The sequence below is a fragment of the Paenibacillus albidus genome (assembly GCF_014644435.1).
Classification (GTDB): domain Bacteria; phylum Bacillota; class Bacilli; order Paenibacillales; family Paenibacillaceae; genus Paenibacillus_AQ; species Paenibacillus_AQ albidus.
In genome coordinates this window covers 232,912-256,039 of record NZ_BMKR01000009.1, presented here as the reverse complement: position 1 = coordinate 256,039, position 23,128 = coordinate 232,912, and the positions used below count along the sequence as shown (strand labels likewise).

The following is a 23,128-nucleotide window of genomic DNA, read 5'->3' as shown; positions in this document are numbered from 1 at the left end:
AAACTGGCAGAAAAGGTTTGTGAGTTTGAAAAGCTACCGCGTAGCGGTTTAGTTCAACATTATATTCACGCGTTGGGCATACGCCCTCGATCCGGCAGAGGGATTTCGGGGAAGTAGGAGTATCCGGACACATGTTTCGATCTTGAAGAATCAGATCCAGATTATTCAAGAATTAGTTTTTCGGAATTCTGTACATTTCTCGAATACATGATGTTAGGTAACTCTGTCTCTTGGGTTACCTTTTTTTCTTAATCTGGTTTGCAAAAATAAAAGAAATCAGTTATATTCAATGTAATTAGATAATCTAACTATAGGAGTAAGGAGGTATACAAATTGAAAAGAAAGCCTGCCAAGGAATATACGACCGAGCAACAATTACCGAGACTTGGAACATCACCTTATTTGAAGTTGATGGAGCGTACAGCCTCATCCGATACCAATCTAAATTCAGCGCATCTGGGACTAATTATGCTCTGGCTGGGAGATAACATTTTAGACATGGTGGATATTGATTTAGCTGCTTTTGACATCACGGAGAGCAAGCTGGATCTATTACTCCTATTATCCCTTCACGCAGATCAGGAGTTGGTTACACCTTCATCCATAGCAGACCGATTGGGGATTCGTCGATCGTCTGTAACGGCCTTGTTAATATGGCTGGAGAAAAAAAATTTGATTGTTCGTGAACCATATGCCAAGGATGGTCGCATGACTCACGTTCGTATTAGCGCTGAAGGCAGTACGCTTGTGAATCAAATATTGCCTACGTTCTGGTCTACTTGCGCATCCCTTGTTGATGAATTAGATAAAGAGGAGCAAGCGGTGTTCCAAAAAGTGTTGGTTAAACTAAATGCAAGCGTAGAAGAACGACTTGGATCGGGTAGATAATTTTTTTGGTCATATAGTTAGATAATCTAATTACATGAGATCAGAGATGGATATGATCTGATTTGATAACCGTGATGGATATTACAACATGAAGGTATGTGATTCAAAATGAAACAAACTCGGCATTCCGGGGACCAGCAGCAGAGTCGTGAACAGCATTTTATATCGCTGCGCATCATGTTTAAGGAGATGTTCTTGCACACAAGGACGCAATGGGTCTTGCTTATGCTTGGTGCCGTCACAGTGATAGCCATTTCCATTCTTGAATTTATGATCCCTCAGTTAACTAAAGAGATCATAGACCAGATCATCCCTGAAAAAAGGTATTACGCGCTACTAGAAACGGGAGGTCTTATCCTGCTAGCTGCATTGCTGCTGGGGATATTTAACTTCAGTAGCAGTTATGTAATGACAATTGTTAGTCAGAAGGCAATTCTCCAGTTGCGAAACAAATTGCACAAACACACATTAAGTTTGGATCTGAAATTTTTTGATCGTAATCGGACCGGGGATCTTATGGCAAGGTTAACGAGTGATGTAAATCAACTACAGGAACTGGTTTCAGCCGATAGCCTGTCCATCATAGCGGATGTCATAACCTTCGCTGCGATCGTGGGGTACTTATTATATACGGACTGGCAACTAGCATTAATTACACTTATTACCTTGCCTTTCTTATTTGTAACATCACGATATTTCAGCCTACGCATTAAGAGTGCCTAAAGAGCGGTACGTCGCATATCAGCTCAGTTAAACAACTCACTTCAAGATACGTTGTCAGGCATACGGATGATCAAGTCTTTTGCAAGTGAAGATGCGGAAGCTAAGCAGTTCGAGGCATTGAGCGAACAGCATCGAATAGCCACAGTCCTTGCTTCAAGGTTGTCGGAAACTTTCTCGCCAATTATCGATTGGCTGAATTATGTAGGTATGACGTCGGTGCTCCTGTTCGGAGCGTGGCAGGTTATGCATGGGAACATGTCCGTTGGTGATATCGTAGCTTACTTAGCTTACTTACGTTTGTTGCAAGCGCCCATCCGCTCCTTTAGCAGAATGATTACCAAAGTGCAGCAATCGGCAGCAGCATTCGAGCGCATTCAAGAAGTCTTAGCAACCGTTCCAGAGGTTTACGATAAGGAAGGAGCGATTGTTCTACCGCCAGTAAAAGGACAAATTGTGTTTGATGATGTTGAGTTTGCATATGAAGAAGGACATCCCATTCTACAAAACTTTCAATTGCGGCTTCCATGTAACCAAACTACGGCTTTGGTTGGTTCGTCAGGATCAGGAAAGTCAACGATTGCTTATTTGATTGCCCGTTTGTACGACGTTCAGCGAGGGGACATTTATATTGACAGTTATCCGTTAACGGAAGTGACGGTGAAGTCGCTTCGTCAGCAGATGGGGATCGTATCTCAGGACGTAATCCTCCTCAATGGCACGATACGTGAAAATATTGCGTACGGTAGACCTCAGGCCACAGAAGATGAGATTAAAGCGGCTGCCCATGCCGCAAACGCCCATGAATTTATTTCAGCCTTTCCAATGGGCTATGATACGCCCATCGGTGAAAGAGGGGTCAAGCTTTCCGGAGGACAAAAGCAAAGATTGTCAATAGCCAGAGCTTTCTTGACCAATCCTCGCATTCTTATTTTGGACGAAGCTACGGCTGCTCTGGATACGGAATCTGAACAACATATTCAGCATGCGTTATCTGTGCTTCTTCCAGGTCGAACTTGTCTGGTTATCGCCCATCGTCTTTCCACGATTCAAAATGCCGATCAAATTGTTGTATTGGAGCATGGACAGATTGTGGAACTGGGAAATCATGAAAACCTACTCCGCCGAAATGGGCGATACAAGGAACTATACGAGATGCAATTTCCAACGAAATCTAACTTCGAACAAATTTTATAATTGAGGTGTAATATGAACAATCCAATCAATGCTACGGGTGCAACTAGAAATTATACGCTTATGACCATTATCCTTTGCTGGACCGGCCTTGTTGTCATGTCCAGTCTATACGTAACGATTCCGCTAAATACATTGTTTGCACAGCTTTTTGAAATTTCCACGACGAATGCTGCCGCTGCGGGAAGTACTTTTTCGATAGGCTTTGCCATTGGTTGCTTAATCTATGGCGCGCTGTCCGATAAATACGGACGGAAGACTGTTATATTTGCAGGGCTCCTTTTCCTGACATTGATATCATTAATTCTGGGAACCGTTCACAGCTTTGCATGGATTTTAGGATTAAGAGGACTACAGGGAGCAGCAGCAGCAACCTTCTCTCCAGTAGCACTTGCCTATGCGGTTGAGATGTATCCAGCGGAAAAACGGGTAACTACCATTGGTTTTATCAGTACAGGATTTCTGATTGCAGGTATTGTTGGTCAAGTGGTTAGTAGTATACTCAGTGAGCATTATGGCTGGAACGCTGTTTTTTATATTCTTGCCGTTGTTTATGCGGTGACCGCCACAATAGTGTTCTTCTTCCTTCCCAAAGGAGGTATCCAGCAGGTACACGCTAATATCTGGGAGCCTATTAAGCAAATTGGCAAAGTGTTTGTTCAAAAACAATTGGTGTTATGTTATCTAGTAGCATTCGTTCTGCTTATGTCTTTTGTAAGCATGTATACAGTGCTGGGTAACTATCTAAGTACAGCTCCATATGAGCTAAGCAAGCAAGAAATTCTTTCTGTCCGTATTATCGGCATATTAGGCATGCTCGTTTCTCCATTCGCGGGAAGAATATCCAAGCATGTCGGCGTAGGTATAACGCTTCGCGGTGGATTGTTGCTAGCGATCATTGGTTTGGCGTCTATGGGGGTGATTTCTAATCTGCCACTTCTTATTGTGATGAGCATCCTTTTTGTGGGGGGGATCGCACTAGCCGTTCCTTCACTTGTTTCGCTTGTTGGGCAAGTGGGCGGCAAGATGCGCGGGATAGCTGTATCCGTATATACTTTTATATTGTTTACAGGCACAAGCTTCGGTCCGATTATCTCGCTTCAATTGATGAATAATGCAAGTTATTTAATTACGTTTCTTCTATTGGCATGTATTCTGTGCATTGGGTTGCTAGCAGCATGTCTTATTGATCATGAGGAGGCAGGGGAGTTAAACAGCCAGTAAATTTGTGATCAATAAACAAAAAACGATGAAATGACATTATAACGATTGTTTAGTAAAGGTAACTTCATTTTGAAGTTACCTTTACTATTCTCTTGCTGAGATTAACGATTACTCATCTGATTTCAATTCAACAACTGGACAAAATCCAAGGTTCGTTACACATAATTGTTCGGCAAATTGTGGCTTACGCTTGGCAAGTTCTACGAAATAACTTGAGATAATATGATTGGCACTAACGAATCCGTTCTGGAAAGTTAGCAATGAGGGGGACTGGACACGACTGTAATAGAACTTTTTATCCCGTTTGGGCAGCTTGTAGATGGAGGGAGGAGCATGGGTTACGACGTCGGGCTTTCACGTGGAGGGATTTGAGATTATTCCGGCAATTCTAAGGAAAGCTCGTTTGCAAGCTATAAACGTTGGGAGCCGTGATATGTTCGTTAAGATGAACTATGCGATCGAACAAAACGGACTTCGCCCGATTATTGACAGTGTGTTTCCATTTGAACGTTCTGTTGAAGCACTTCATTACTTGGCGAAGGGCTCATACTCCAAGGTTCCGGTGAATGGATGTTTTACAATTTCGTACAAGCTGCTGAAGTTGCGAGGGGTAAGCTGATATCATCACATGCCATTATTTTCCTGGATATAATTTTTTTGGGGCTCATATGCTTGAACGGTTGCTTTCCGCTCAATACCTTTTCTTCAATGATTCACGAATGGAACTGTCGGTTTTAGCAATAATCAAAATACTATAGCTCATATCGGTGAGCTTAGGCAATCCCTTTTTTTTGATGACTAAGAATTTTTAGAAGTTTAAAAATTTCTAGTAGATTATGAATATGCAAGGTCTGTATAAGGATAAGTTGCTTAGTTTTAAAAATGATAGGAGATGCACCAATGATCTATGTTTCAAACAACATTGGTATAGCTAGTCATTGACCCACACGTACCTGCCATTGGTGTCACGTAATGGAGCGAGAATCCTTTGAAGACCAAGAAGTCGCCTAGCTCCTTAACGATCACTCTGTCGTCATCAAGGTCGACCGTGGGGAGCAGGGGAGGCCGCTGACGGTGCTCTGACGCCGGAGAAGAAGCCGTTTTTGCGGGGGCTTATTTTTCCGAAGCGGCAGATATTCGGGCGCATTGGCTGATGGATGTGCTGGAGCGGATTCACCGCAGATGGGACCAGCTCGGGGATGACCTGCTGGCGGTTTCCTTCGTCGCATAATCTGATGGTACAGCCAGACGTTATAACCAGCCGGAAGCGCTGCGTATAGTAGAGAAGAGCTGGAGTCGATGTACCGGGGCGGCATGTACGGGTCTGACCGATGAACATACAGCAAAGAATCACTGAATTCCCTTCATCTAAGCAGGAGTGTCTTTTTGTTCTTCATTAAGGCTTGACACTTCCTTGGAGCAGCATTTTAGTGTGTTGCAATACCAACATACCGATAGGGTGATTGAATGAAGACAAATTTTGACTCAAGTCAGCCCATATTTCAACAAATCTCCGAAATGATTGAGGATGACATTTTGAATGGAATGTACCAGGAGGATGATCAGATTATCTCAATGGCGCAATTTGCAAGCACCTTTCAGATCAATCCGGCTACCGCTGTGAAAGGAATTGGGTTGCTTGTGAGTGAGGGAATTCTATACAAGAAAAGAGGGCTGGGTATGTATGTTGCCAAAGGGGCCAAGCAAACGATAATGGGCAAAAGGCGAATCCGGTTGTATGATGAGATGGTTTTGAAATTGCTCGAAGAGGCTGGAAGTTGGGAATGACCAATGAGGATGTTATTGAGATGATTAAAGAACGGACAGGGGCTGATCGAAAGTGAGTGCGATTCTTGAATGCTCAGGCCTGATCAAAAGCTATGGTAAAAACGAGGCTGTTCGTCATTTAAATATGACGCTGGAGGAAAACTCTAATTTTCGTCGGCAGTATTTTGCCTGTACAGCTTTTCAGAAGGGTTTTATCCGCAGCTACGAGAATACATATAATATTCTTGAGATTTTCGGCTCCTCAATTAGCTGAAAGAAAGGAACGAGTGTTTAAAACAAAAGATGAGTATATCGAGGAAGAACGAGCAAAATTTACAGAGGGAGTGGTGCTGGGATTTATACGATCAGAACGTATACGGCTCCTACCGAATTTTTCGCGGTGGTAGCTGGGCTGAAGAGGCCAGAGGTTGCGGGCCTTCGTGTCGTCGTCGCAGTCATCTGTCATTTACCATCGATGACCTTGGATTCCGACTTGCCAAATCTATATAAGTGGTATTTTGTTCCCCACCCAAGGTCCGCCAAATTTTTTAGACAGAAGTATACCGGCTAGCTATAATAACTTTGTAGTAGTATACAGGGGCGGACGGGGGCGTAAAATGTTTTTTAAACGAAACAGTATCATATTCTCATGGCTAATATCGTATATGACTATTCTGCTCGTACCCATATTGACAGGTGTTTTTATTTATGTGAAATCAAATCAAACGATCGTGGATGAAATTAACCGATCGAATAATCTGATCTTGCTCAAGATGCAAAAAGATATGGATACACTGCTAGAGGATGCGAATCATTTAAGTGTGGAAATCGCCCTTAACCCTCAAGTGCAGGAGCTGTTGACCATTCGGGAACCGCTGAAGTCAGAACAATATTTTACACTTTATAAAGCATTTGAAAGCCTGAAGGTGTTCAAATCATCGAATCGGTGGAATGATTATTTCGTCTATATCAAAGCAACGGATACGATTATTACACCGGATTTAAGCAATTCTAGTGAATCCGTCTTTCATAGTTTGTATGGGGCGGGGGGCGAAGAATATGGTGCTTGGATCAGGTATATGAACGGCTATTTTCAAGGTAATTTTGTGAAGCTTGGCAACGATCTGGTCTTTATTCGCTCGATTCCGATAGGGAAGTACGGAACGAGTCAAGGAAACATCGTCATATTTCTGGACCAGGCGAAGTTTTGGGTGGATAATGCAGAAGACTATTTACACAACGGTGCGGCTGTTATTATCGATAGTAATAATCAGGTGCTTGCCTCCACCCGTTCAATGGCTAGCCCACTCCCTGTGTCATACAGCGATTTAGGCAGCAAGAGCGGTGTGCTCAAGGTGCAGGATGGTGACCAGGAGTTGGTCATCTCTTATATTAGCTCAGGTGCAACGGATTGGAAGTATATGATAATGATGCCTGAGCATATCTATTGGGATAAGTTAGAGTGGATCAAAAAAGTGACAATGGTGAGTTTGCTCATTTGCCTGTTTGTGGGCGGCGGTCTAACTTATGCTTTCGTACGTCGAAACTATTCGCCTGTGCGTGGAATGCTCGATATGTTCAAAGAAAGGAAAAACGGCGATAGGACCGGCAGCAAGAATTTTAACGAGTATTATTATATGCAACATGCGATTCATTCCACATTGTTGGAAAATAAAGAAATGGGTAGCAGACTATGGCGGCAAAAGAGCGTTATGCGCAGTCATTTTATCGAGAAACTGCTCAAAGGCCGGGATAATGCGATTCCGCTGCAACAGTTGATGGATTTGCATGAAATCGCCTTCATATCTGATGAGTTTGCTGTCATGATCATTAATGTAGAAGATTACAACGTTATCTCTCCTTCGCTAGTGCGCTTTGCGGTAATGAATGTGACAGAAGAGTTGGCGAGACAAACTCATCAAGGTTTTGTTATGGAGATGGACGATTTTATCGTTTGTCTGGTCAATTTTCAAGATAGGCAGGAGCTTGCATGGAAGCAGGAACTCTTTGAAGTCGCAGGCAGAATGCTGACATTTATGGAAAGAAATTACCGGGTTCCGGTGACGATTGCGCTGAGTCACCTGCATACATCGATAGCGGGAATCTCAAAGGCGTACTACGAAGCGCTTGAGGTCCTGGAATACCAAAGCATTTACGGTGTGAGTGGAGTCATGGATTATAGTGATATGGTGATGCCACGTGCCAAGGGCGAGTATTATTATCCGCTTGAGAAAGAGCAAGCGTTGATGAATTGCATCAAGGTAGGCGATTATGTCACGGCAGAAGCGATTATCGACGAAATATTTAAGGACAACCTAGAGCAGCGACAGCTTCCGCTTAAACTTGCCAAATGTCTGTTTGTAGATCTGATCGGTACGATGATGAAAACGATTAATGGATTAAGCGGCATGTATGACAACGCTTTTTTGGAAGAGCTTAATCCGCTTGACCGGCTGCTGGGTAGCCAGACGGTTAGTGAAATGAAGAACCAGCTGAAACTCATTTTACGCAGCATTTGCGATTCTGTAGGACAAAAACAGGTGGGAAAACGGGCGAATGACGTAATGCAAAGTATTAAAGATATCGTAGCAGCCCAGTATAATAACGTTAACCTGAGCATCGCATCCATTGCTGAGCAAATCGGTTTGCATCCGGCTTATGTATCCAAACTGTACAAAGATGTTACAGGAGCGTCACTGCTGGATGATATCGGAAAATACCGGATCGAGCAGGCGAAACAAATCATGAAGGAACAGGACATGAATATGGAGGCCGTAGCTCTGAGGGTCGGTTATGCAAACGTTCGTACGTTTCGCCGCATTTTCACCAAATATGAAGGGGTTACCCCAGGCAAATATTCAGAGATGATTGAATAATGCATAACGACATGAGGTCAGCCAGAAGAAACTCCTGGTTGGCCTTCTTTTCGTAATAATGTCCCTTGCTTTTACCTATTGTCCCCTCGCATAAATGCGATTTTTCCAGCATGAATCACGGTTTTGATATATTGTCCCACGGTTTTAGGTTCTGTCTCTTTCGGCTCCAAGATATCGCAACTAAACTTAAAACAGTCGACGTCGACTTTGCAAAACTACAGCAAAAAACATGGGGGAGGCTAACAATGAGAAAACGTGCTAAGGGGATATTGCTCCTCACAGTTGCGGCCATGCTTGTCGGAGCAACGGCAGGGTGTACGAAAGGGAATGAACCGGAGGGGAAGCAAGAATCTGAGAATAAAACTGAGGGGGCAGCTTATCCGATCAGCGGGGATGTAAAGCTCACATATTGGGTTCCGTTGAATGCCAATACTTCAGCTACTGTCAAAAATCTTGCAGAAACGGAATTTGCCAAAGAACTAAAAAAACGTACAGGCGTGGAAGTAGAATACATTCATCCCACAGCCGGCAGAGAAGCAGAACAGTTCAATCTGATGATTGCTTCCGGCGACCTGCCTGATATCATTTGGTACAATTGGACCCAATACCCCGGAGGTCCTGAGAAAGCGTTTTCTGATGGAGTAATCACGAAGTTGAACGATTTGCAGCTGAAGCAAGCGCCGAATTTGTCCAAGTATTTGCAGGCTAATCCGGAAATCAACAGAATGGTCACGACAGATGAAAACAGCTACTATTCATTCCCATTTATTCGCGGCGATCAAAGTATGCTTGTATCCGCTGGACCGGTTATCCGTAAAGACTGGCTTGACGATCTTGGACTCCAGGTGCCGACGACGATGGACGAATGGCATACCGTGCTTACGGCATTCAAAGAAAAGAAAGGTGCGGAAGCTCCGTTTAGTCCGTACTGGAATATCCAGAGTGTTCTGTCATGGGGAACATTTATCGGTGCCTACGGTATTACCAAAGGCTTCTATTTGGATGAAGGGAAGGTTAAATACGGCCCGATTGAGCCGGCGTATAAAGAGTTCATTACAACGATGAACCAATGGTTCTCCGAAAAATTGCTCGACAACAACTTTGCCACACTGGATACGAAAACGGTGGATGCCAACATTATGAATGGCAAATCAGGTGCAACCGTTGCAAGTGCAGCCAGCGGTGTGGCGAAATGGACGTCGGCTATGAAGGAGAAAGATCCGAAATTCCAGGTAATGGGTACCCCGTATCCGGTATTGAAAAAGGGTGATCATCCACAGTTTGGGCAATATTCCTTACCCTACACTGCTTTCGGGGCGGCGATAGCGGCCAACAGTAAGCATAAAGAAGCGGCTGCCAAATTCTTGGACTACTTGTACAGCGAAGAGGGGATGCGACTCGCCAACTTCGGCATTGAAGGTATAAGCTATACGATGGATAACGGTAAACCTGTGTTTACCGATCTCATCCTAAACAATCCTAACAAACTGCCCATTAGCCAGGCCATGGCACAATACACGTTGTCGCATGATATGGGGCCGTTCATCCAGAATCCGGGTGTAATGCAAACTATGCTCCCGGCACAGGCAGAAGCGGTAAAGGTATGGGCGGATACGGATGCGGATAAACATTTTCTGCCTCCAATTTTTGTTGCCGAAGAGCATCAGGGTGAACTGGCCAAAATTATGAATGAAGTAACGACTTATGAAAATGAAATGTTACTTAAATTCATCATGGGTACGGAACCAATCAGCAACTTTGACAATTACGTACAGCAAATGAAAAAGCTTGGGATTGAAAAAGCGATCAGCATGCAGCAGGCTGCGCTGGAACGATACAACAATAGATAGCATCATGGCTGTCGGCCGGGGAGGATGGTACTCCAGTTGCATTTTCCTGCCCGGCGTACAAACAGGAAGAAGGTGTAAACATGAGTGTGCATGTCCGTGAGACAATGCGCAGTAAAGTCCGCAAGGACTGGCTGAAAAATTATTCATTGTATCTCATCGTTTTGCCAGTACTACTCTACTATATTATTTTTCATTATTTGCCAATCTATGGCGCAATTATTGCTTTCAAAGACTATGTGCCGACTAAAGGCATATGGGGCAGTCCATGGGTCGGACTCAAACATTTTCAGGAGTTTTTTGACAGCTATTATTTCTGGCGCATTCTTAAAAATACGCTTGTCATCAGTCTGACTTCACTAGTTTTCGGGTTCCCGGCCCCAATAATTTTGGCTCTGTTGATTAATGAAGTTAAAAGCCGCTTTTTCTCCCGGTTCGTGCAAACGGTTACTTATATGCCGCATTTTATTTCATTAGTCGTGGTGTGCGGACTGATCATCGATTTTACCCGTGATACTGGAATTGTTAATTCGATCATCGGCCCTTTCGGCGGAGACAAAGTAACGATGCTGAATAATCCGGATTATTTCGTTCCCATCTACGTATCGTCAGAGATTTGGCAGGAAATTGGTTGGGGATCGATTATTTATTTGGCTGCGATGGGCTCCATCGATCCGCGGCAGTATGAGGCGGCAACGATTGATGGCGCCGGTCGTTGGAAGCAAACGCTTCATGTAACACTGCCTGGCATTGCTTCGACCATCATTATTCTGCTCATTTTAAAAATAGGCGGCATTTTGAGTGTAGGCTATGAGAAAATTATTTTGCTCTACAATCCGGCTATTTATGAGTCCTCGGACGTTATCTCGACCTATGTGTTCCGGAAAGGATTGCAAGAATTTGGATGGAGCTTCAGCTCTGCCGTAGGTTTGTTCAATTCGGTGATCAATTTTACCTTGCTTGTCGGGGCGAACTGGCTCAGTAAAAAAATCAATCAATCAAGTTTATGGTAGGAGGTGGAGGGAGTGAAACCAAGCATCAGCAGAAAAGGATTTATTGTCGCAAATGTACTGATACTCTCGTTGCTTTCATTAATTACCGCCTATCCAATCCTGTATGTATTGTTCGCATCACTAAGCAATCCAGCAGATTTTATGGCCCATCAGGGGTTGCTGCTGAAACCGGCCGGCTTCTCGCTGGAAGCCTACAAATTGGTGCTGGAAAACCGGATGATTACAGGCGGGTACTTGAATACGATCATCATTGTTGTCTCGGGAGTAACAATCAATTTGTTTATGACCTCGCTCGGCGCCTATTTTTTGTCGTGCAAAGATGTGCTTTGGCGCAATACCATAATGATGATCATTGTGTTTACAATGTTCTTCAGCGGCGGCCTGGTTCCTTATTATTTGACTGTCAAGAGTCTTCATCTGGACAATACGTTGTTGGCACTCATTATACCGACAGCCGTCAATACGTTTAATCTAATTTTGATGCGAACGTCTTTTATGAACATGCCAGAGGAGATTGTAGAATCTTCAACATTAGATGGGGCTTCGCATTTGACGATTTTATTCAAAATCTTTTTGCCGTTATCCCTGCCTGTTGTCGCTGTTATGGTGCTTTTTTATGGAGTCGGCCACTGGAATGCATGGTTTAACGCGATGCTCTTTATCCGCGACCGTGACTTGTATCCGCTGCAGCTTGTATTGCGGGATATCCTAGTGCAAAACAATACCGAAGCAATGTTGGTTGGGTCCGATTCGTTCGATAAAGGATTAGTGGCAGAAACGATCAAATATGCGGTTATTATCGTTGCAACAATTCCGATTTTGACCCTCTATCCGTTTTTGCAAAAGTATTTTGTTAAAGGCATGATGATCGGAGCGTTAAAAGGATAAAGATTCTATGAGAGGGGAGGCAAGGCCAATGAATGAAAAAATGGAGCAGGGGAAGTCGATATTTCAGGCAGGAATTACAGACCATGCCGGCGTGATCACTTGCGTAACGGAGCGGATGCTTGAGACTCGTCCGCGGAAGAAGATACGCCTGCGGCCTTACACGGAACAGCCCATCAGACAGCAAACTTCTTTCGGACCGTATCAAGCTGATTTTGCGATTTGTTGGCCTGAGGCCCAGGAAGGCTCCATTGCTTATGCTGCAGCCCGGTTTCATGCCGACCAAGAGCAGGATGTCATTCTTACAGTAAAAGGAAGCGCGAAACTGTGGTTCAACGGGGAGATGTACGCTGGAACACAGACGATTCCCATGAAGATGAAGCAAGGGTGGAATGAACTGCTGCTGCAATGTGTCAGGGAGCGTGAGCGTTGGGGATTTGATCTTACCATCGGTTTTCCGAGGTATCCGGGTATGTGGGCCAAAGACTATTTATTTTCCACACGACCCATGTTTCCACAGCCGGAGCTGCAGGGAGAGGAAGGATTCGCGTACATCGGTCCTCTCGTTCCGGAGGCCGGCGAGCAGAGCGGTTGCGCGTTACTGGAAGCAGAAGCACTGTCGGGTAAATTCTCCTTATGGGAGCCGGCTATTTCTGCTCAGTCCCGGCAGCAGTTCGTGGATTTTGCAGAAATGTACGGTCCGAACGCTGCATGTGCTTACGGAATGACCTTTTATGAAAAGCAAGATAACGTTTCCTTAGTGCTGAATGTCCAGCATGAAGGTGAGATAAAAGTATGGATTGATGGAAAGGAGGTGTTTCGATCAACCACAACCGGACAGACTCAAATAGCGGTTATATCAGCTAACCTACGTGGACAGGTGCTTATAAAATGCGTTCGTCACGATGAGGCGAACAAATGGGGATTAAAGGCGGAGATAACGGATATTACGACCGGGCAGCGGGCGGATGGAGTACCCGAACTGGAGTCCGGGCGCGGCGATGACGCACGTTGGCTGTATATAGGGCCGTTTGGCAGTTCGGGAGTGGAACCGGAAGTACTGCTGGATCAGAGTTTTGCTATAGAAATAGCTCCAATTGGCTTTGAACATATGTATGCCATAGACGAAGGTGATGCTAAAGCTTACTGGCGGCTTTCATCTCCTGACACCTATGTCAGACCTTATTTGGATGGCTTCTTTTTCGGCCAATGGTTTTATGCCATCCAGGTTGGACTGTACGGGCTGTTGCAAGCGGCAGAAACGATAGGGTCAACCGAGGTAGTTCGTTATGCAACGGATAGCATGGCTGTCATGGCCCAGTATCATGATTATGCGCTCTGGGATGCCAAGCGCTACGGAGTACCGTCTATAATTCCGCGCGCTCAGCGTTTGGAGGAGCTTGATCCATGCGGTGCGATCGGCGTTATGTTTATCGAAGCCTATAAACGCACAGGGTGCAAATCCATGCTGCCGGTAATTGAACGGATAGGCAATGCCGTCATGAATGCCGTACCTCGGATGGAAGACGGCACGTTTTATCGGATAGAAACGATGTGGGCGGATGATTTTTTTATGAGCTGTCCATTTCTCGTTCGTGTGGGCCAATTGACGGGGGATACCCGTTATTTTGATGAGGTCATTCGTCAAGCAAAAGGCTTCCATAAACAGCTATGGATGTCGGACAAACGCTTGTATGCCCATATTTATTTTCCGCTGGAAGGTGTGAACAGTCGAGTACCTTGGGGGAGAGGGAATGGATGGGTCATTTTTGCTATGACAGAAATACTGCTCAATCTCCCAAGCGATTATCCGGAGCGTGATAGGCTGCTTCAATTGTTTAGGGAATTGGCAGCCGGTATTTCAGCTTATCAGAACGAATCTGGAATGTGGCATCAAGTGTTGGATGAAAGCGCTTCATATGAGGAAACCTCATGTACCGCAATGTTTGTGTTGTCTCTGGCCAGAGGAATTCGTTTGGGATGGCTAGGGGATGAATTTCTGGAGGTGGTGAATAAAGGTTGGCTGGCTCTGTTGCATCATTGCGTAGACGCTGAGGGGAATGTATATGGAGTATGTCTCGGGTCAGGCTGTGCAATGGAACCTTCCTATTATTTCGATATTCCCACTTATATCAATGATGATCATGGTACAGGCATTGTTCTGCTGGCTGCAGCAGAAATGATCTTACTAATGGAGAAATAGAAAAACCGACAGCTAATCTTTACCGGGACACCATTTTGAAAGGGGATGGACGGATTGAAAGAATTTAGCATGCGGTCAATTAAAAAGAAATTTATTTGTTTTCTAGTCATTACGATCTTGTTAAGTGTATTTGGAATTCCAGGTATGCCCGGAATGGAGGTCACAGAAGTGCAGGCAGATGCCGTCAATTATTATCCTGTTTCAGATGCTACAGTTCGCGGCGGGACTTTTGCGGACACGAATTATGGGAGTGCCAGTACGCTCGAGGTGAAAAATGATCTTAATCCAAACTACGTCACTAGTGCTGCTTCCTCTGAAAGTCATGTCAACTTCCTTTCCAAAGAATCGACCATGAAACCGGAACTGATTATGACTGACCAAAATCACAACAGATTCACGTCTCTTCGTCTAGTGCTGACCAATCGGAATATAAATGTAAGCGGAGCGACGGAATATCGCGTGGTTGCAAGTACTGCTGATGGTAAAAAGGTGGATGTAACGGATAATGCTTCAGTTTCTACTGAACAACAAGATAAAATTCGAGTGGATACCGCAAACAAAAAGATTACGGGCCTTGGTGCCGGCGTCGCTCAAGTATCCGCTGTTCTCGAAGGACTGAGGCACTCCGCAGCGCTGAACATCAATAACTTTGATGAAGCGCCGATCCGGGTCGCCGGCCAAATAGTCGTTGATGAAAGTTTCGAGGGGGACACGCCTTCCTTTGTACCGTCTGGTGATTCGGCTATTACTGTTGTTGAAGAAGGAGCGGGCAACCATGCGCTGCTGATCGATGGAACAGGCGCAATTAAACGGACCTTGAATATTGAAGGCGATTATGGAAATTCGGATGCGGATTCCGAATATATGGTTGATGCAGATGTCAAGCAGTCAAGCAGTAACGCCGGTAGCAATGGGGGAATTTCGTTCCATTTACGGAACAGCGGCGACAACAAAGATTATGCGTTTCGTTATATGGATACGCTGAAATACAATGCTGGTACACATGCATATGACGCAAACCAGCCAGCTCTCCGAGATCGGATGGGTATCGCCCGCAACAATGCCAACGCTCTGAATCAGTGGTATTACGGCGCGTTCAGTTCAACCGAGGCAGGGATACTTAACAAAAACACTCGCAGCTTTAATGACACCTATGTCAAAATGGCGGCGATGATCAGCAATCGGCTCATTGCCCAATATCCGTATGACGGTTCGCCATCATCGATGTTTGATAATCTGGTTTTCAGCGTTAACGCTCCAGACGGTGTGAAGAGAGTTAGCACGACAACGCTCATCTCAGAAAATGACAGTATGTCAGGTGTCGATACCGTAAGTTCAGGCAGGTATTTGACTACATTAACCAAAGGAAAAGCATATTTACAGACTGAGAATACGAAAGCCTATTTTGACAATCTTAAAATAACGAAACTGCACACAGCCCGGGACATACGATTGTTTATTAAGGATGCGCTTATCTCCCCCGGCCAAACGACCGGTTTTGAAGTAAGAGCGTATACTTCGGCGGATGCTTATACGGTCATTCCCAATGATAAAGTGATGTTTAGTCCGCTTCCCGCTTCACTCGGTTTCGATCAGGCAGCGGGGACGCTGACTCCGACAGCCGAAGGCGAATATGAGATTACCGTTACAGCAGCAGATGTCATGGATCCGGTTAAGGTGAAGACATATACAGCTCAAGTGACGGTTATAACAGGGGACATTCTTGAAAATTTTGGGTTGCCAGGCCTGAAGACAGTGTCTCATCCTGAAGTGCTATCGGTGCCTGCGGCCGATTTGGTGGTCGATGATGAAACCGGCAATCAAGTTTACCGGCTGGCAAATGGCGTCAGCAGACTGATGGGAGACGAAGATTGGACCAATTATGAGATTGAAGGCAAAATCAAAATCATAACGCCAATGATAGATCCGAATGATTACAATACCGCGTTTGAAGTACTGATGCGCCGGAAAGCAATTCATAGTGAATATTTGGGTCAGGGCGGTTTTCCTTTTGTTTACCGGATATTAGACAATAATGCTGAGAATTACATGCGAATTGGTACATCACCGGGACCCAAGGTAAATATTGTTAACGGCGACTGGCATACATTTTCCGCCAAAGCAGTCAATAACCAGTACATCTTCTCTCTCGATAATGTGGTTCAGTACTACGCTTCTGGTATAGATATGAGCGGCGGCTTTGCATTTAGAGCTGAGAACTGCATAGTCTACCTCGATGACATCCGAATTCGAAAGCTGGAAGGGGGACCGCATGCAGAGGGAGTTCCGTCTTCGATTACGGCAGATAAATCGAATTTGGAAGTAAACATTTACGATACCGTTGATTTGGCAGAGATGACCGCGATCAAAGCTGTTTATGCCGCAGAAAAAACGAAGTACATCACCATAGATCCGGCGCTAACCTTTACCATCAAGTCAGGTGCTGACAAAGCGGAACTGTTTGGCGGCGATACGTTCCGGTTCAAAACGGATGCTTCCGAAGGCAGCAGTGTTACCATAGAAGCTGCTTATCATAATTTGACGCTTGATCTGACGATAACGGCAGCAGTCCCGGCAGTTTCAGAAATGGAATATGTCAAAAGCGGTACGGCAATCAGGCAGGAAAATTTGCTATACAAAATGCGCGGCGCATACGAGAAGTCAGATCGTCCTCCTTATGCCAAGCATTATATGTACTTGACTGAAATCTTCGGGAAAATGATGTTAAACCCCGAGGAGAAAAATTATGATGATGCCGTAAACTGGATGATTGACGAAGTGATTTATGATGAGACGAGACCGAATGGCAGAGCAAATGGAGCAGCAGATTTTTATTTTGCTCAGATGCTGATTCTCTATAAAATGCTGGACGGCAGAGTCAATGTATCCGACGCGGTGTGGGAAAGAATGACTGACTTGTTAAAGGAGACCGATTACTCCAATCCGACGGAATTTATGTCGGAGAATCATCGGCTGATTTATTTTGCCAGCGGCTATCTCGTTAGTGAAATTTGGCCGGATGCGACGATGTGGAACGGGAAAACGGGATTAGAAAATCAGGTGATGTTCACTAACTATTTACGCGATTGGATGAATCGGCGTCTAAAGACCGGCATGGGGGAGTATGATTCAATCAGTTATTATGGGATTGATATTGGCGGTTTGTCGATGCTGTATACCTTTGCCAATGATGCAACTGTGAAAAATATGGCCTTCGATATGCTGGACTATCTGATGGCAGATATGGCAGTCGATTCGCTAGAAGCGAATATGGGAGGTGCCCATGCGCGTACTTATGTCAGTTCACCGAAATCGTTGTTATATGGCCATTCTAATTATTTTGTAGATTTTCTGTTCGATACTGCAATAGTCGACGTTGATGAAGAGTATGCTGATGTTAACGTGCAGGCCGGATTACTGCCAGTAAGCACATACAGACCATCGGATGTGCTGTATGCCCTTGCGCGGGACAGGAACAAAAGACTGAATAACAAGGAACGGAAGGCTGTTTATACGATTCCGGACATTCCCGTTGCGGAAAGCCTGAAAAAATACACCCATGTGACACCAGAATATACATTGGGTTCGATAGTCCAGCAGGAGATTGCTCCTAATGACAGCCGTTACTTTCAAGGATTTCAAGAGGTTCCATGGTCGCTAACATTTGGGAAATCGATGAATGCGGTTATTTTCGACAGTCATCCAGGTCTGAATGAAACAGATACGGCATCGCCACATGCATATTTTAATGGTGACTTTAAGAGTATGTCATACAAATATTTTCAGGATGAAAACGTCATGCTTGGTATGCATAAAATAACGAACTATGCGCAGTTCAGCCATTTTTGGATTCCCAAAATGTATATGGATGATGTTGTAGATGGCAACGGATATAACGGCTGGGTCTTCGTCAGAAAAAATAACGTATATGCTGCCATAAAAATGCTAAAGGACGGCGTCGTGGCCAATACCGTTCAGTATAGCTGGTCGAAGTCCGGGAGATGGTCGGATATAGAGGCGAAAATTAATTCGGCCAATACAGCATTTGTCATGGAAGTAGCAGATTCGGCAGAGTTCTCCGGAACATTCGAGGAATTCATCGCAGCCATTCTGGACAATGAGGCCGCTCATCCGATTACCTATGTCATTAACAACGGATATTACATCCAGTACCAGGGGTTGAATGGCAAGCTGCTCAAGCTGGACTATAAAACCGATGTAAGAAAGATCGACGGTGTACCGGTCGATTTCAACACTTACAAATCACATGACGCGGTCAGCAGCATTACCGGTGAAAATTATATGTCTGCTGACTGGGGGTCTGGAGAGATCGTAATCTCCCATGGTTCGCTAAGCAGAACGATCCGCTCCTTTGTCGCCGACATGGACGCTCCTGTTACTACAGCTTCCGTTACGCCGACTCAACCGGATGGAGCGAACGGATGGTACATCAACGCAATTACAGTGGCCTTGCATGCGGCAGATAACTTGTCTGGCGTAACGAAGACAGTGTACAGTCTGGATGGCGGTAATGTATGGGAAAAGTATACGGATGTTTTAACCATTAATCAGGATGGTCAGTCTACGATTCACTATCGTTCTATGGACAAAGCGGGAAATGTGGAAGCAGTGAGAAGCATTAGCGCCAAACTGGATACAGTCGCACCTACCATTACGGTAACTGGGCTGGTATATGGCACCTATCTCAATTCCGTGGACATTACGCCCGTTATCGAGTTGGAAGATCAGTTGTCGGGCGTAGATCCTGTCAAGGTAACGGTAACGCTGGATTCGAATGTAGTACAACAAGGGACGCCGATTGCCCTATATACGCTACCGCTTGGTATGCATACGTTTGTCGTGAGAGCAAGCGATAGGGCCGGAAACGAAAAGAGTCAAGTCATTACTTTTGAAACTTCAACAAGCATCTATGCCTTAAAGTCACTAGTCACACGCTTTACAAGCGATCATCAAATCGATAATGCCGGAATTGCCAATAGTTTGCTTAAAAAATTGGAAAAAGATAATTTGGGGTCGTTTGTTAAAGAAGTGCATGCACAAAACGGAAAGCATATTTCGAGTGAAGCGGCAGCATACCTCGTGCGAGACGCTCAACATTTGATCGACTCTGATCAAGTCCCTGATGCTCCGGCCGGATTGCGGTAAACCGGATCGACTGTAAATACGGGGAGAAATATCAGGAAGCTAATGAAGTGAAAGTAGTTCTATCGTTGCGGCTTTCCCCGCCTTTTTGGGTAAACAAACACTATTGGGTATTCGTAGTGTGGCTTTAACCGACCTGTCATTGATGGGTTGTTCGTGTGAATCAATCATTCTGAATGGAGGAGATTTTTTGGAAGCTAAAGTAATAACACTGCCCCCTTTTTATGTTGTAGGTTATAAAATTGAAGCGGATGTCAAAGAATTTGAGTCTGGTCTTGGTAAGAACACTTATCATTCACTAGTTGAAGGAAAAGACAAAATTCTAAACAAGAAAAATGAGAATGTAATTTTAATGCAGATTTATCCTATGAAGCCTGATTTTAATCCTCAGGTGGACAGCTTTACCCATATTCTTTGTTATGAAGTAAGTCATCACGGTGATATTCCATTAAATATGGTAAGTCATGCTGTCACTGAGAGCAAATATGTTACTTACACACATAAGGGACTTGAATCTGAGCTTAGCCGTTCATATGACTATTTATATGGACAATGGATTATAGAAACTGGAAATGAACCAAAGGATTACGATTTTGAAATTTGGGATGAAAGATATAAACCCGAAAGCCTAGACAATGAGATTGATCTGTTTATAGCATTAAAGTAATTTAAAGTAATGATTCAGACTATTGAGTTAAAAGATTTGTTGCCTTCTTTTCTTTTGTGCCTTTCCTTACTAATTTGGGTAAACTAACCCTAGGCAATACTTTACCCAAATTAGCCGAAATGAGGGGACGCCCCGTGACAACTCACAGAGTACCCAATAGATTAGCCAACGAGAAATCACCTTATCTATTACAACATGCGCACAACCCCGTGGATTGGTATCCATGGGGAGACGAGGCCTTTACTAAAGCCCAGTCTGCAAACAAGCCGGTCTTTCTCTCGATCGGCTATTCGACCTGTCATTGGTGTCACGTAATGGAACGAGAATCCTTCGAAGATCAGGAAGTCGCAGATCTGCTCAATCAGCATTTCATTTCAATTAAAGTAGACCGCGAGGAGCGGCCGGATATTGATGCGCTGTATATGTCGGTGTGTCAGGCGCTGACGGGGTCGGGCGGGTGGCCGCTCACGGTGCTGCTGACGCCGGAGAAAAAGCCGTTTTATGCAGGGACCTATTTTCCGAAGCGGCGGATGCTTGGGCGGATGGGACTGATGGATCTGCTGGAGCAGATCCAGGCGAAGTGGGGGCAGGACGGCGAGGCCTTTAGCAAGCTGGGCGATGACCTGCTGACTGAACTTCAGGCGAATGAGCGGAAGCAGCGTCAGGGCGATGGTCAACACAATGATGAACCTGGTGAAGAGCTGCTGCATGAGGCGTTCCGGCTGTATCAGAGCCAATTCGATGAGCAGTATGGCGGGTTCGGAAACGCGCCGAAGTTCCCTTCGCCGCATAATCTTTCTTTTCTGCTCGCCTACAGCCAGGCGTACAACGTGCCCCAAGCGCTGCAAATGGTCGAGACAACATTGACCTCGATGTACCGTGGGGGAATGTATGACCATGTCGGATTCGGGTTCGCCCGCTATTCTACGGATAGAGAGTGGCTGGTTCCTCATTTTGAAAAAATGCTGTATGACAACGCGCTGCTGGCCTATGTGTATCTGGAAGCCTTCCAGATTACGGGCAAACCGCTCTACGCCGAGATTGCCGAAAGTGTCTTTACCTATGTGCGGCGTGATATGACTTCCCCGGAAGGTGCCTTCTACTCGGCGGAGGATGCCGATTCCGAAGGGGAGGAAGGCAAGTTCTATGTGTTCTCCCGCGAAGAGATCGAAGAGGCGCTGGGGCTTGAGGACATGCATTCTTATTGCCATGTATACGGCATTACGCCAGAGGGGAATTTTGAACGGAAAAATATCCCTAATCTCTTGCAGGGCCTGCCTGAGGATATGGCAGAACGGTTGGGCATGAATCCGCTTGGCCTGCGGACCCGGATAGAAGAATGGCGTGAGAAGCTGTTCGCCTACCGCAAGATCCGCATCCCGCCTGCCAAGGATGATAAGGTGCTGACCGCCTGGAACGGGCTGATGATTGCCGCACTGGCCAAAGGGGCCAAGGCCTTGCAGAAACCGGAGTATGCCCAGGCTGCCGGGGGTGCTGCGGACTTTATTTGGGAGAAGCTGAGACGCGAGGATGGCCGTCTGCTTGCCCGCTACCGGGATGGTGAAGCTGCATTTCCGGGATATGTGGATGATTATGCTTTTATGATCTGGGGGCTGACGGAGCTGTATGAGGCTACCGGCAACGTAACGTATCTCGAACGGGCATTGGTGTTAAAAGATGGACTGGTCACTCTTTTCCCGGATGCCGAGCAAGGCGGATTCTTCTTCACCGGTGTGGATGGAGAGTCATTGCCCCTGCGTTCCAAGGAGTTATATGACGGAGCGATGCCATCCGGCAATTCGGTGGCGGCCATGATCCTGCCGAGGCTCGCCGCGATGACGCAGGACGTCGCTCTAAAAGGTGTGGCCGAGCGGACTGCCATTGCAGTGGGAGCCGCTGCAACAGCCTACCCTGCGGGATATTCCATGTATTTAAAAGCCCTGCTGGGATTCATGGGCGGTGGCAAGGAATGGGTTCTGGCCGGCAAAAGGGAGGACTCCGCCCTGCACAGCATGCTCGCCCAGGTGCAGCAGGCCTATATGCCGGATGCTGCGCTGCTCATCAAATGGGAGGGCGATGAGCAGCTTGTGGAGTTGCTGCCGCATTTGGCGGACAAACCGGCCCTTGGCGGGGCCGCCACGGCTTATGTCTGCCGGGATTTTGCCTGCCGCGAGCCGTTGACCTCGCTTGAAGCGGTGAAGGAACTGCTGGCTGCGCAGGCCAAAGGCCGTGATGAGTAACTATTATTTACTGAGGGCGGCCGCTGGTGCGGCTGCTCTTTCTTGTCGTTTAGGAAATGATGCAATGCCAAAAAATGTGGATATCTTGGAAGCATCAGATGAAATAGGCGGTGCAGGAGGATTGGGCTCCATCAGCGGAGTGAAGCGGACAGAGAAGACTCTATTTTGCGAAAAAGTCTGCTTTCCTGGCGAATTCGGACTCAGGAGCCGTTATATCGTTTGTTTGAGCCTAGAATGAGGGGAGATGGGACAATTAGCAGAATCTCTGTCCGTTTGTTCTGCTGAATAGACGAATCCTCCCCAATAACGGATTTCCTGTCCGCATCAGCCGCGGATAGATCGTGAAGGGACCTCATCGTGTCCGCAGAAGGACCCACGCCAAATCGTACAGTCATCCATTGTCTTAACCACACTATATATGGGCGAGAGTTGTGTACGTTG

15 protein-coding genes and 3 pseudogenes are annotated in these 23,128 nt (G+C 45.7%); all 18 read left to right on the top strand.

Features of this window, described 5'->3' with window-relative positions:
* The first annotated feature begins 333 nt into the window (after nt 1-333).
* The 18 genes and pseudogenes from IEY53_RS13485 (at nt 334) to IEY53_RS13405 (ending at nt 22,925) form a co-directional block, all read left to right on the top strand.
* Nucleotides 334-888 (top strand): MarR family winged helix-turn-helix transcriptional regulator, encoded by a 555-nt coding sequence (locus tag IEY53_RS13485; RefSeq protein ID WP_229696131.1) that lies wholly within the window; start codon nt 334-336, stop codon nt 886-888.
* Between the two features lie 108 nt (nt 889-996).
* A pseudogene (locus tag IEY53_RS35100) lies at nt 997-1,911 on the top strand (ABC transporter transmembrane domain-containing protein); the annotation flags it as partial.
* 30 nt (nt 1,912-1,941) lie between these two features.
* The gene (locus IEY53_RS35095) at nt 1,942-2,805 is read left to right on the top strand and encodes an ABC transporter ATP-binding protein (protein WP_229696136.1); all 864 of its coding nucleotides are present in this window, start codon (nt 1,942-1,944) and stop codon (nt 2,803-2,805) included.
* 12 nt (nt 2,806-2,817) lie between these two features.
* Nucleotides 2,818-4,026 (top strand): MFS transporter, encoded by a 1,209-nt coding sequence (locus tag IEY53_RS13475; protein WP_229696130.1) that lies wholly within the window; start codon nt 2,818-2,820, stop codon nt 4,024-4,026.
* 433 nt (nt 4,027-4,459) lie between these two features.
* The gene (locus IEY53_RS13470; RefSeq protein ID WP_189025649.1) at nt 4,460-4,645 is read left to right on the top strand and encodes a hypothetical protein; all 186 of its coding nucleotides are present in this window, start codon (nt 4,460-4,462) and stop codon (nt 4,643-4,645) included.
* 332 nt (nt 4,646-4,977) lie between these two features.
* Nucleotides 4,978-5,177: pseudogene (locus IEY53_RS36300) on the top strand (DUF255 domain-containing protein); the annotation flags it as partial.
* Nucleotides 5,178-5,493: 316 nt separating this feature from the next.
* A complete protein-coding gene (locus IEY53_RS13460) occupies nt 5,494-5,814 on the top strand; it encodes a GntR family transcriptional regulator (protein ID WP_308424220.1) in 321 nt (106 codons plus the stop codon).
* Between the two features lie 52 nt (nt 5,815-5,866).
* Nucleotides 5,867-6,067, top strand: coding sequence for a hypothetical protein (locus tag IEY53_RS13455; RefSeq protein WP_189025647.1), 201 nt, complete (start codon nt 5,867-5,869; stop codon nt 6,065-6,067).
* A 68-nt stretch (nt 6,068-6,135) separates the two neighbouring features.
* A pseudogene (locus tag IEY53_RS13450) lies at nt 6,136-6,303 on the top strand (SUMF1/EgtB/PvdO family nonheme iron enzyme); the annotation flags it as partial.
* 155 nt (nt 6,304-6,458) lie between these two features.
* A complete protein-coding gene (locus tag IEY53_RS13445) occupies nt 6,459-8,669 on the top strand; it encodes a helix-turn-helix domain-containing protein (protein ID WP_189025645.1) in 2,211 nt (736 codons plus the stop codon).
* Nucleotides 8,670-8,914: 245 nt separating this feature from the next.
* Nucleotides 8,915-10,519, top strand: coding sequence for an extracellular solute-binding protein (locus IEY53_RS13440; protein ID WP_189025643.1), 1,605 nt, complete (start codon nt 8,915-8,917; stop codon nt 10,517-10,519).
* Between the two features lie 80 nt (nt 10,520-10,599).
* Nucleotides 10,600-11,529, top strand: a complete 930-nt coding sequence (locus IEY53_RS13435) for an ABC transporter permease (RefSeq protein ID WP_189025641.1) — start codon at nt 10,600-10,602, stop codon at nt 11,527-11,529.
* A gap of 12 nt (nt 11,530-11,541) precedes the next feature.
* Nucleotides 11,542-12,417, top strand: a complete 876-nt coding sequence (locus IEY53_RS13430) for a carbohydrate ABC transporter permease (protein WP_189025639.1) — start codon at nt 11,542-11,544, stop codon at nt 12,415-12,417.
* A gap of 28 nt (nt 12,418-12,445) precedes the next feature.
* On the top strand, nt 12,446-14,617 hold the full coding sequence (locus IEY53_RS13425; protein ID WP_189025637.1) for a glycoside hydrolase family 88/105 protein: 2,172 nt from the start codon (nt 12,446-12,448) through the stop codon (nt 14,615-14,617).
* A 54-nt stretch (nt 14,618-14,671) separates the two neighbouring features.
* Nucleotides 14,672-19,783 carry an Ig domain-containing protein gene (locus tag IEY53_RS13420; RefSeq protein WP_189025635.1) on the top strand — a complete coding sequence of 1,704 codons (5,112 nt, stop codon included), beginning with the start codon at nt 14,672-14,674 and terminating at the stop codon, nt 19,781-19,783.
* A 187-nt stretch (nt 19,784-19,970) separates the two neighbouring features.
* Nucleotides 19,971-20,447: a GyrI-like domain-containing protein gene (locus IEY53_RS13415; RefSeq protein ID WP_189025633.1), complete on the top strand. Its 477-nt coding sequence runs from the start codon at nt 19,971-19,973 to the stop codon at nt 20,445-20,447.
* A gap of 119 nt (nt 20,448-20,566) precedes the next feature.
* On the top strand, nt 20,567-22,687 hold the full coding sequence (locus IEY53_RS13410; RefSeq protein WP_189025631.1) for a thioredoxin domain-containing protein: 2,121 nt from the start codon (nt 20,567-20,569) through the stop codon (nt 22,685-22,687).
* A complete protein-coding gene (locus IEY53_RS13405) occupies nt 22,680-22,925 on the top strand; it encodes a hypothetical protein (protein ID WP_189025629.1) in 246 nt (81 codons plus the stop codon). Before IEY53_RS13410 ends, IEY53_RS13405 begins: the two co-directional genes overlap by 8 nt.
* Nucleotides 22,926-23,128: the final 203 nt, after the last annotated feature.